This is a genomic window from Rhodoblastus acidophilus, from assembly GCF_009720655.1.
Lineage (GTDB): Bacteria > Pseudomonadota > Alphaproteobacteria > Rhizobiales > Beijerinckiaceae > Rhodoblastus > Rhodoblastus acidophilus_A.
The window spans coordinates 115107-125874 of the sequence record NZ_WNKS01000011.1 but is presented as its reverse complement, the minus strand read 5'-3'; the positions used below and the strand labels follow the sequence as shown (position 1 = coordinate 125874).

Genomic DNA, 10768 nt, shown 5'->3' with positions numbered 1-10768 from the left:
GCGCGGAGCCGCGCGCGGTTGCGCGGCCGACCGCGCCGGCCGCAGCGCCCGCGCCCGCGCCCGTCGCCGCCGAGCCCGAGCGGAATGAGGAATGGAAAGTTCTCGGGCTCTCCGTGCCCAAGCCGGGCTGGCCGGACACCAAGACCATGCGCGAAAAAGCGGCCGGCTGGGGCGAGGCGGCGGCAAGCCTGCCCGGCAAGGCCATGGCCGGCGTCACGCGCCTGTGGCGCGGGTCCGACGCCGACGCCGCGCCGCCGGCGCGCGCAAACTGACCCCTTCCGCCGAAATCGCTCGACTTTTTCCTGTGGGCGGCTATTTCGGGAGACGCGGTCGTCTTGGGAATCCGATTCATTGCGCGCGCTGATCATTGTCGTGTTTGCGGCCCTGGGACTGGGACTCGCCGCCACCGCCTACGCCCTGCGCGGCGAGCCGGGGTTCGACAGCGTGCGGCTCGGGCCCTGGACCACCTGGCCGCATCTCGGAGGCGCCGACATCGATCCCTACGAGCGCGCCGTGGTCGCCTCGGAAGGCCTCGCGCCGATGGGCGTCAACGAAGGCCTGCTTTTTGTCGCCCGCGCCGACGACCTGGGCGCGCCGCTCGAAACGCGCTGCGCCTATCGGCTCGCCGGAACCGATCTGCCGGCGCGAGTGTGGACGCTCGCCGTGTACCGGATCGACGGACGGCCGCAGCCCAATGTCGCGGATCGCCACGGCCTGACCTCCGCCGGCCTGCTGCGCGCCAGCGGCGGCGATTTCGTCATTGAGGCGGCGCGCGAGGCGCGTCCGGGCAACTGGCTGCCGCTCGGGGATGACCCGAATTTTTTCCTGGCCCTGCGCCTCTACCAGGCGGGCGCCAGCGCGCTGTCCAAGGCCTATGAGGGCCTGAGCCTGCCGACCATTACGCGCGGGGACTGTTCGTGAAGGCGCGGGAGGAGCGAATCGACCGCCTTGTCGCGCTGATCCCCTGGGGACTCGGGCTGGCGTTCGGCGTGGTCGCCGTGCATCTGATCACCCTGTTGGCGACGCCGAGCCTCGCGCCGAATTCCGCCTATCGCCGTCTCGCCGAAAACCTTCCGCTCGGCGAGGTCCGCTTGCTGCCGCGCGCCACGCCGGACAATCCGGGGCCGCCGTTTTCCGATCCCTTCGCCTTCCTCGCCGCCTGCCGCTTCGATCTGAACGAGGGTCCGCTGCGCCTGCGCGCCCAGGCCGACGGCGATCATCCCCTGTCGGTTTCGGTGCGTCTCGCCAATGGCGCGATCCTTTATTCCGGGGCGGACACGCAGACGCCGCACGGGCGCTTCAACATCCTGATCGTCACGCGGGCGCAGGCCGACGCCATCGACGAATCGCGCGAGACTCTGGACGAAGCGGAACGCGCCGCAGCGGAAGCGGCCGAATTGCGGCTGGTGTCGCCGGCGCCGAAGGGATTCGCGCTGTTCCGACTGCTGGCCTTGCGCCAGGGCGAGGCCGAAGCGATTGGCGCGCAACGCGCCGGATTCGAATGCAAGGAGGAAAAGCCGCCCTCATGACGGCGCAACAGGCAAGTCTTGAAAGTCTTCAGGCGCGCTTCTTGCGGCGCGACCGCGACGAGGGACGATTGGGCTCGTTGTCGCCGTTGTCATCCCGGCAATAGCGCACGCCGAGAAAGAAGAGGATTTCCGCGCCCTGGCCGGGCGCGGCGTCGGCCGCGGGCGGCGCGCGGCGGCGCCTCTCGCATCGAAAGGGTATGATCTGGCCCATCGCTGTTCCCTTGATGATGCGGCGCGCGCCAGTCGTTGAATTCGCTCCGCTCGTTCTGGTATTGCAAATTCCGCGCCGCTCGGCCGGCGCGCGTCCATCGAAAACGCGAGGGGTTAACCCTTCCTTCCCGATCTGGATCACGGCGTTCATTTAAGCGGCTTATGGTTAATGTTGTGTCAATAAAGCTGGCCTAGCATCCCTGCGAATCCCAAATTCGTGGATCGATCCATGCCCCCCGACATTTACGCGCGTTTGCGCGATCTCGCCGCCTCCGCGCACTCCAGACCGGCCGAAATGCGGCCCGTGCTGCTGCGCGTCACCACGGACCTGTTCGTCCTGCACGCCAGCCACACACCCCAGGAAATCCACCTCTACCAGGAGATGGCCTGCCGCCTGATCGACGACGCCGACGAGGCCACGCTCCAGATCGTGGCGCAAAAGCTGTCCCAGTGCGCCGACGCGCCGCCGGACGTGCTGCGCCGAATCCAGGCGCGCGGCGGGGCGGCGGCGCAGGAAGTGCTGACCAACAACCGCCAGATCCCCTGGACGGAGTTGCGCCAGATCTCCGCGAGCGGCGCCTGCGACCAGGCCTGCGCGCTCGCCGCGCGCGCCGATCTCGACCGCGAGATCACCGCGCTCCTCGCCGGACGCCCGGAGCGCGAGGTGGCGCGCGCCCTGGCCGCCAACGCCGCGGCGCCGCTCGCCGTAGAGAACCTGCGCCTGCTGATCTCGCGCGGCCGCGAGGATCTCGACCTCGCGCGCGCCCTGTTGGCGCGCGGGAGCCTGAGCCTGGATCACCTGCCGCTTTATCTCGCCGCCGACGCCGACCAGCGCGGCGCGCTGCTGCGCATCGCCCGGCAGGCGGGCCTGGCCGGGCTCGGCCGCCCCGATGCGATGGCGGAGCTCGACGCCGAGGCCTGCGCGCGGCTGGAAGGCGCCGCGCTGCGCCAGAAGCGCGGCGCTTTCGCGCTGCTGCTCGCCGAGATCATCGGCATCGATCCGCTCTGCGCCCGACGCCTCGTCGAGGAGGAGAGCGGCGACGCACTGACCATCGCCTTCATCGCCATGGGCCTGCCGCGCGAGATCGCGGCGCGCATTTTTCTCATCGCCTTCCCCAAGGTGGCGATGGAGAGCGCGGCTTTCGAACGCAACATGAAGCTTTACGAATCGCTGCCGCGACGCGACGCCGCGCGTGTGATCGGCGCGGTCTCGGGCGACTCCCGCCTCGCCGCCGCGCTGACCCGCCAGCAGGGACGGCGCGCCGCGCCAGCCCATCGGATAACGAACGCGGAGCCGGAGTCGTCGAAGGATTTGCGGGATTATCTCGCCGCGCGCGGCGCGGCGAAAACCTAGCCGCGAGCCCGCACGCCAGCGCTTGTCGCGTTTCGCCGTACGTGATGTGATCGGGCATGAGCACAGAATCACGAGAGGCGTTGGGTCTCGACCGCCTGACGCGCGATGGAACCGAACTGGCCGCCAAGCTGGGCGTACTCGCGCTCCTGCTTTACTGGTCGTATGTCCTGATCAGTCCTTTTCTCACCATCGGAACCTGGAGCGTCGTTCTGTGCGTTGCGCTCTATCCGGCGTACGAGCGGATGGTCCGCGGACTTGGCGGCCGACGCCACCTGGCGGCGGCGTTGCTGACCGTCCTTTGCCTGATCGTGATCATCGGGCCGGCGACTTGGCTGGCGCTCGACCTGGTCGACAGCCTGCGCGCCCTCGCGTCGTCGGCCGACGAATGGTCGATTCCATCGCCGCCGCCGCGCGTGAAGGACTGGCCGGTCGTGGGCGAACCGCTCTACCAGTTCTGGGATCTCGCCTCGACGAACCTGCGGGAGGCCTTCGCCAAGATCGCTCCGCAATTGAAACCGGTCGGCGGGGCCATGCTGGGGATGGCGACCGGCGCCGGCGTGGGCGTTCTCAAATTCTTCGCCGCCGTGATCGTGGCCGGCTTTCTGTTCGCGCCAGCCCCCGCGTTTGTCGCGGCGGCGCAAAAATTCGTGCTCCGGCTCGCTTCGGACAGGGGCGAACGCCTGCTGGTCCTCGCCGCCTCGACCATTCGCACGGTGTCGCGCGGGGTCATCGGCATAGCGTTTCTTCAGTCCCTGCTCGCCGGGATCGGCTTTTCGATGGCCGGCATCCCCGGCGCGAGCCTGCTCACCTCCGCGTGTCTCATCCTGGCGATCGTGCAGATCGGTCCGGCGCCCATCATCATATCCTCGATCGTCTGGGCCTGGTCGGCGCTGGATACGACCTCGGCGCTTTTGTTCACGGCCTACATGGTTCCCGTCAACCTGATGGACAATGTCCTGCGGCCGCTCGTGATGGCCCGCGGCCTCACGACTCCGATGCTCGTCATCCTGATCGGCGTCATCGGCGGAACGATTTCGTACGGGATCACGGGTCTGTTCCTGGGACCGATCGTGTTGGCGGTGATCTGGGAACTGCTCATGGCCTGGACCAGCGAATTGGATGAGAGTTTTGGAGAGGCGTCGCCAAGCGGCGAACCGCAGTGATGACGGCCAGCGGCGATCACAACATCGTGATCAGACGTGAGCGATAACCATGTCCTATTCTGCTCCCTCTCCTCATTGACCGGAGCAGCCCAATGCTTGGCCGTAAACTCATATCTCTTGGCTTCGCCTTCGCCTTCGCGATGGCGGACATTGTTCCGGTCGTCGCGCTGCCGATCGCCGCGCAACCGATGATCGCGGCGGCGCCGGATTCCAACATCGAGCTCGCGCGCGGACGCGGCGGCGGCGGCGGACGCGGCGGCTTCCATGGAGGCGGCGTCCATCGGGGCGGCATGGGCGTGGCTCACCGCGGCCACGGCGTTCGCGGGGGCGGCGTGCGCCGCGGTTACGCCGGCCGCGCAGTGGTCGTTCATCGCGGCCCGGTCGCCGGCCGTCACCGCATCGGCGGCCGCTATTACGGCGGACGCTGGTACGGGACGGGACGGCGCTGGTATGGCGGACGCTGGTGGGCCTATGGCGTCGGCTCCTGCTGGCGGCCGAGCCCGATCGGTTTTGTCTGGATCTGCCGATAATACGATTTCCGAACGATCAGTTCGGAAATCGTATTCCGCTCGCGCGGACATCCGCCCTTCGCCTGGAGGATTTCCGCGCGATTTCGTTTTCGCGGATCGCGAAGCGATCTTGCGGAAACCGTATGAGCCGTCACGCGAGGTCCAAGAAATGCCGGCCCTGCCGGTCCTCGACCTCGACGATCCACAGGTCCGAATCGAATTTTTGTTCGCGCGCCAGCCGCGCCTCCGCGTCGGCGGGGTCGATCCAGTCCTCGCGATGAACCCGTGAGAACAGCCGGTCCCCCCGCTCCACCTCGCTCTGCGGCGCGGGACCAAAGAGCGCGCAAGACCCGTCGAGCCGGTCGATCTTGACGAAAACGGCGCCCGCCGACTCGGCGCCGCGCCGGCGCAAATAGGCCGCCGCGCCCTCGACGGCGCAGCGGCGCAGATAGGCCGAAACCCAGATGTCCGAGCGAAGCCGCACTATTCCGGCAGACCCGCCTGCAAGGCGAGGAAACGCCGCAGTTTCGGAGTGAGTTCGCCGGTCACCGGCAGACCGTTGTCGCGCTGGAATTTTTCAACCGCCTTGCGGGTGGCGTCGTCGAACTTGCCGCTGGCCGGAACATGCGCGCCGAGCTTGTTCAGCGCCTTCTGCGCCGATGTCACCGATTTCACGGGAACCGCCGGCGCCGCCTTGTCCATCAGCGCGCCGATCGAATCGGCCTTGGCCGCGGGCTTGGGCGCTGCGGGAGCCGGAGCCGGAGCGATCTTGGCGGCCGGCGCGGCAACGCTTTTCGCAACAGGAGCCGGCGCGACCGCCTGGGCGGGCTTGGCGGGCTTGACCGCGGCGGCGGGTTTCGCCACCGGCGCGGGCGCCGAAAGCACCTCGTCGATGGCCGACGGCGCAGGCTTCGATTCCGCCCTGGCGACCGGCGCGGGCTTGGCGACGGGCGCGGGCTCCGCCTTCGGCGGTTCGATGCGCAGCACCGAGCTCATCAGCGGGGCGGGATGGCGGCCGTGCTGGAGAAACATGGCGTTGACCCCGATCGCCGCCAACAGCAGCACGAAGGCGAAGCCGCCGAACAGCGGCGTGCGCCACGTCCACACCCGGCTCAGCCAGTTTGGCGCGCCCGTTTTTTTCGCGCGCGATTTTTTTGACGCTCTCGCTTGCCGGGCGGGGGCGGGTTCCGAGGCGACGAAGTCGAAGTCGGAGGCTGCGGCGATCTCACGCAATTTTTTTCACCTGATGATGCGAATGAAGCGGATGGGTTTTCTGGGCGCCCTCGGGACGCGAAACCGTTTCGATGCGCGCCGAAAGCGCGTCGGCGCGCTTGGCCTCGCGGCAATCGAACGGCAGGCGCACGGTGACGCTCGCGCCCTCGTTGGGCGCGCTGGCGAAACTGATGGCGCCGCCATGCAGCGCCACGAGGCCGCGCACGATGGACAGGCCGAGCCCGGCGCCCTCGTAGGGCCGGTCATAGGTGGCGCGCGCCTGGTAGAAGGGGTCGCCGAGCCGCTGCAATTCGGCCGGCGTGACGCCGATGCCGTTGTCGGAGACGTTGATGACGACGCTGGCCCCCTCCCGGCGCGCGGACACGGTGACGCGCCCGCCCTCCGGCGTGAATTTCACGGCATTCGACAGAAGGTTCAGCAGGATCTGCTTGCAGGCGCGTTTGTCGGCGACGATCTCGCCCATTTTTGGCGCGCAGGCGGCGAGAAGTTCGATGGTCTTCTCCTGCGCCTTCAGCTTGACGAGATCGCAGGAGAAATCGATCAGCGCGGCGAGGTCGAAATGTTCCGGTTCGATGGCGAACACCCCCGACTCGATCTTGGACATGTCGAGGATGGTGTTGACCACGCTGAGCAGATGCTGGCCGGAGGCGTTGATGATCCGCGCATATTCGCGCTGCTGCTCAGGGTCCCTGGGCGACAGGTCGACATTGGCGAGCATTTCGGAGAAGCCGATGATGGCGTTGAGCGGCGTGCGCAATTCGTGGCTGACATTGGCGAGCAGGCGCTGGCGCCAGTCCGAGGCGTCCGCGGCGGCGAGCGTTCCGACGCGCGCGGGGCCGCCCGTCGCGGGGGGATGGCGATAGTCGCTCATGAGTCGCGCCTCGAAACCGGCATGGATCGCCCTGATGTCAAACGCGGATTTGGATCCTCGTCCGACCAATCTGCGCCCCGGCTCTAAGGGAACTCTAAACGCGCGCCCGGAGCGGCCTCGTTCCCGTGGCGCATTCTGGCGCCATGGTTAACGCATTGTTGCGGCGCGTGGTGAATCACAGATGAACGGCGCGCCCGCAATTTGAGCGAAAGCCTTGAATTAATATCTATGTATCGCGGGTAAGCTGGCGACATCCTGAAGTTCGGGGAGAGCGAAATGTCGTTCCTGTTGCGCTGCCTGTTCTGGCTCGGTCTGGTCGTCAGCCAGATTTCCGATCGCGAAGGCTTGAGCCTCGCGAGCCTGACGCAACCGGCGCGGGACGGCCTCACCGCGGGCGCCGAGCAATTGAAGGACCGCGCGGTCGCGTCGTGCCGCGACAATACGGCGGCCTGTCTGGCGCTCGCCGCGAAGGCGGGAGGCCTGATGGCGCCGGCGCGCCCGGCGGACGAACCCGCCGGCGGCGACACCTTGCGCGACGCCGATCGCGCGCCGGCCTGGCGCCTGCCCCGCGCGAAGAAGGACGGCGCATGAAAAACGGAGCGGGGCGCGTTGGGTGAACTCCCGTTCACCCAACGCGCCCCAGTTATTCGTCTTTACGCGTTTTCTTCACGCGAACCGGCATCCACTTCGCTCGAAAACGCTCCAGGCGCTCCGTCATGTGTTTCAGAATTTCAGGCCGGATTACTTCGCGCGGACGCGGCGGCGCTGCTGGCCGAGGCCCATCTGCTTGGCGAGATGCGAACGCGCCTTGGCGTAATTGGGGGCCACCATCGGGTAATCCGCGCCGAGGCCCCACTTCTCGCGATAGTCTTCCGGCGACATGTTGTACTGCGTGCGCAGATGGCGCTTCAACGACTTGAACTGCTTCCCGTCCTCCAGGCAGATGATGTAGTCGTTGGTGATCGACTTCTTCACGGGAACGGCGGGCTTGGGCGCCTCGGTAATGACCGGAGCCACGCCGCTGGTGACGCGCAAAAGCGCGGAATGAACATCGTTAATCAATGTTGGAAGATCGGATGCAGGAACGGAATTATTGCTGACATAGGCGGAAACGATGTCCGCCGCCAGTTCGATATAATTGTTCGAGGGTGCGTCGCTCATAGGTCGTGAACTTTCCTTACGATGGACCGAGAGTTCTTTCGAGAAGACCGCCCAGCACAGGGCCATGGCGACGCCCACGGCCGCCAATACGATTCGATCTTTCCTCGAATATCGTCCAACATCTTCTAGATAGAGCAAGCAAAGGGTGTGCGCAATATCTCTCTTTCGGTAATCCCGGAATTTATTTCTGTTGTTGTTTGTGCGGCGCGGAACACCCAGAGAATTCCAGTCTGGTTCGCAAATAAACCGCAGGAATGATGAGGCTTGGGGCGGGATGCGGACCCGATCTTCTGTCCTGTCAAGCCTAGGCGAAGGGCTGTTGCGTGCGAATGTCGCGGGTCAAAATATTCGCCGACGGAGTTGTGTCGCCCCGGGGCTCGCGTTTTGGCGAATCAGCCGAATCGCGACATTGTCACCGCCAATTGTTCACACCAGTCGAGAACCGAAACAATGCCGTCCTTTGCCGAAAGCCGGAACATCGCGCCGCCGCGTGTGGAAAAACGTCCTGCTTCAAAAGAATTTCACCGGAAAACGCTGAGGGACGATTACGGCTGGTTGCGTGCGACGAATTGGCGCGAGGCGCTCCAGGACCCCGACGTGCTGCCCACGGAGATTCGCGCGGCGCTGGACGCCGAGAACGCCTATACGCAAGCCGTCCTGAAGCCGCTGGCGCCGCTCGCCGAACTGCTGGAAGAAGAACTCGCCGGGCGAATCGACGAGACCGACTCGGACCCGCCCGCCCGCGACGGCGACTGGTTGTATTACAACCGCTATCGCGAGGCGGGCCAGCATCAGCTTGTCTGCCGCAAGGCGCCCGGCGGCGACGAAATCCTGCTGCTCGACGGCGACCTCTGCGCCGAGGGCCTGGACTATTTCAGCCTCGGCGAAACCCTTCATTCACCCGACCATCGCTTCCTCGCCTGGAGCCGCGACGAACGCGGCTCGGAACTGCACAAGATTTCCTGGCGCGACCTCGCCACGGGCGCGGACGGCGCGGACATGGTCGAAAACACCGACGGAACCATCGTCTGGACCTGCGATTCGAAGGCGTTTCTGTACACGCGCCTCGACGACGATTTTCGCACCAGCGCGATCTGCCTGCACCGGATCGGCGAGGACCCCGCCAACGACCTCGTCCTGTTCGAGGAAAGCGACCCCGCGCTGTTCGTTCATCTGCGCGGCGCGCGCTCGCGCCGCCACGCCATCGTCAACCTCAGCGACCACGATTGCTCCGAGAGCTGGCTGATCGACCTGCAACACCCCGAAGCGCCGCCGCGACAAATCCTGCCGCGCCGTCCGGGGCTCGTCTATGACGTGGAGCCGAGCCTCACCCGGCTCTACATGCGCACCAACGCCGACGGCGCCTTCGATTTCAAGATCCTGAGCATTGGCCTCGACGAACTCGACAGCGGAAACTGGCGCGAGGAGGCGCCGCATCGTGCGGGAAAAGTGATTTTCAACGCCACCGTGTTCGCCGACCATTTGGTCTGGCTGGAGCGCGAGGCCTGCCGCCCCCGGCTGGTCGCCAAGCCAGAAGGGGGCGAGCCCTTCGCGGTCGAATTCGACGCGCCCGTGCTCCACCTGCGGCTCGAACGCAATTTCGATTTTTTCGAGCCCGTCGCGCGGGTCACTTTTTCCACCCCGATCGACCCGGACGAAACTTACGACATCGACCTGCGCAGCCGTAAACGCAAGCTGGTCAAGAAGAAGCGCATCCCGAGCGGGCACGACCCCTCGCGCTACGAGACGCGGCTCGACTGGGCGACGGCGCCGGACGGCGAAAAAATTCCGCTCGCCCTGGTCTGGCGCAAGGACCGCTCGGAAAAACCCGGGCCTGTGCTGCTCTACGGCTATGGCGCCTATGGCGTGGCGCTGCCGGACCGCTTCGACGAAAACATTTTGAGCTTGATCGACCGGGGTTTTGTCCACGCCACCGCTCATGTGCGCGGCGGCGGCGAATTGGGCGACCGCTGGAAGCAGGCGGGCAAGCTGCGGGAAAAACCCAACACCTTTTCGGATTATCTCGCCTGCGCGCGCCATCTCTGCGCGCTCGGCCTGACGGCGCCGGGAAAGATCGTCGCCGAGGGCGGCTCGGCCGGCGGCATGCTGATGGGGGCGGTCGCCAATATCGCCCCCGAGCTTTTCGGCGGCATCCTGGCCGAAGTGCCGTTCGTCGACGTGCTCAACACCATCTGCGACGACACCCTGCCCTTGACCCCGGTCGAGTGGCAGGAATGGGGCGATCCGTTGCGCGACCCCGCGATTTTCGAACTGATCCGCGCCTATTCGCCCTACGACAACGTCCGGGCGCAAACCTATCCGCCCATGCTGATCGAGGCCGGGCTCACCGACCCCAGAGTCACCTATTGGGAGCCCGCCAAATGGGCGCAAAAACTGCGGGACGTGATGACCGGAGGCGGCCCGATCCTGCTGAAGACCAATATGGATGCGGGCCATAGCGGCGCTGCGGGACGCTACGACGAACTCGAAGACATCGCCTGGCGCTACGCGTTCGCCATAGAGGCGGTCAAATGACCGCCTCGAACTTCTTGCCATAGCCCCCCTCATGGTGAGGAGGCCGCGAAAGCGGTCGTCTCGAACCATGGCCACCGAAACGGGACTTTGTCATCAAACTGGGGGCGGTCGAATGACCGCCTCGTGAGACTCGGATGTCATACGATTTCCGAAGGATCCGTTCGGAAATCGTATTCCGCACGCGCGGAAATCCGCCCTTCGCC

12 protein-coding genes and 1 pseudogene are annotated in these 10768 nt (G+C 66.3%); 8 read left to right on the top strand and 5 right to left on the bottom strand.

Annotated elements, in window-relative coordinates:
- The 3 genes and pseudogenes from GJ654_RS20820 to GJ654_RS13060 form a co-directional block, all read left to right on the top strand.
- A pseudogene (locus tag GJ654_RS20820) lies at window positions 1-272 on the top strand (hypothetical protein); the annotation flags it as partial.
- Window positions 273-351: 79 nt separating this feature from the next.
- Window positions 352-921, top strand: a complete 570-nt coding sequence (locus GJ654_RS13065) for a DUF1214 domain-containing protein (protein WP_196305548.1) — start codon at window positions 352-354, stop codon at window positions 919-921.
- Window positions 918-1529 carry a DUF1254 domain-containing protein gene (locus GJ654_RS13060; RefSeq protein WP_155446590.1) on the top strand — a complete coding sequence of 204 codons (612 nt, stop codon included), beginning with the start codon at window positions 918-920 and terminating at the stop codon, window positions 1527-1529. The genes GJ654_RS13065 and GJ654_RS13060 overlap by 4 nt, the downstream gene beginning before the upstream one ends.
- A gap of 28 nt (window positions 1530-1557) precedes the next feature.
- On the opposite strand, the gene GJ654_RS13055 is transcribed toward GJ654_RS13060, so the two are convergent.
- Window positions 1558-1740 (bottom strand): hypothetical protein, encoded by a 183-nt coding sequence (locus GJ654_RS13055; protein WP_155446589.1) that lies wholly within the window; start codon window positions 1738-1740, stop codon window positions 1558-1560.
- A 228-nt stretch (window positions 1741-1968) separates the two neighbouring features.
- On the opposite strand from GJ654_RS13055, the gene GJ654_RS13050 reads away from it, so the two are divergent.
- The 3 genes from GJ654_RS13050 to GJ654_RS13040 all read left to right on the top strand — a co-directional run bounded on the left by GJ654_RS13050 (window position 1969) and on the right by GJ654_RS13040 (window position 4786).
- Window positions 1969-3093: a DUF2336 domain-containing protein gene (locus GJ654_RS13050; RefSeq protein WP_155446588.1), complete on the top strand. Its 1125-nt coding sequence runs from the start codon at window positions 1969-1971 to the stop codon at window positions 3091-3093.
- A gap of 56 nt (window positions 3094-3149) precedes the next feature.
- The gene (locus tag GJ654_RS13045; protein ID WP_155446587.1) at window positions 3150-4256 is read left to right on the top strand and encodes an AI-2E family transporter; all 1107 of its coding nucleotides are present in this window, start codon (window positions 3150-3152) and stop codon (window positions 4254-4256) included.
- 92 nt (window positions 4257-4348) lie between these two features.
- Window positions 4349-4786, top strand: a complete 438-nt coding sequence (locus GJ654_RS13040) for a hypothetical protein (protein WP_155446586.1) — start codon at window positions 4349-4351, stop codon at window positions 4784-4786.
- Window positions 4787-4916: 130 nt separating this feature from the next.
- On the opposite strand, the gene GJ654_RS13035 is transcribed toward GJ654_RS13040, so the two are convergent.
- From GJ654_RS13035 to GJ654_RS13025, 3 genes are read right to left on the bottom strand one after another with little or no spacing between them, the layout of a single operon-like run.
- Window positions 4917-5249 carry a DUF1491 family protein gene (locus tag GJ654_RS13035; RefSeq protein ID WP_264586069.1) on the bottom strand — a complete coding sequence of 111 codons (333 nt, stop codon included), beginning with the start codon at window positions 5247-5249 and terminating at the stop codon, window positions 4917-4919.
- Window positions 5249-5998: a peptidoglycan-binding domain-containing protein gene (locus GJ654_RS13030; protein WP_155446585.1), complete on the bottom strand. Its 750-nt coding sequence runs from the start codon at window positions 5996-5998 to the stop codon at window positions 5249-5251. Before GJ654_RS13030 ends, GJ654_RS13035 begins: the two co-directional genes overlap by 1 nt.
- Entirely contained in the window at window positions 5991-6869 is an 879-nt protein-coding gene (locus GJ654_RS13025; protein ID WP_155446584.1) for a sensor histidine kinase, read from the bottom strand. Before GJ654_RS13025 ends, GJ654_RS13030 begins: the two co-directional genes overlap by 8 nt.
- 276 nt (window positions 6870-7145) lie before the next feature.
- Between GJ654_RS13025 and GJ654_RS13020 the strand changes: the two genes are divergently transcribed.
- Window positions 7146-7460, top strand: a complete 315-nt coding sequence (locus GJ654_RS13020; RefSeq protein WP_155446583.1) for a hypothetical protein — start codon at window positions 7146-7148, stop codon at window positions 7458-7460.
- A gap of 150 nt (window positions 7461-7610) precedes the next feature.
- Here GJ654_RS13020 and GJ654_RS13015 read toward each other — a convergent pair whose 3' ends face one another.
- A complete protein-coding gene (locus GJ654_RS13015) occupies window positions 7611-8030 on the bottom strand; it encodes a MucR family transcriptional regulator (protein ID WP_155446582.1) in 420 nt (139 codons plus the stop codon).
- A gap of 450 nt (window positions 8031-8480) precedes the next feature.
- Between GJ654_RS13015 and GJ654_RS13010 the strand changes: the two genes are divergently transcribed.
- Window positions 8481-10565 carry a S9 family peptidase gene (locus tag GJ654_RS13010; protein WP_155446581.1) on the top strand — a complete coding sequence of 695 codons (2085 nt, stop codon included), beginning with the start codon at window positions 8481-8483 and terminating at the stop codon, window positions 10563-10565.
- Window positions 10566-10768: the final 203 nt, after the last annotated feature.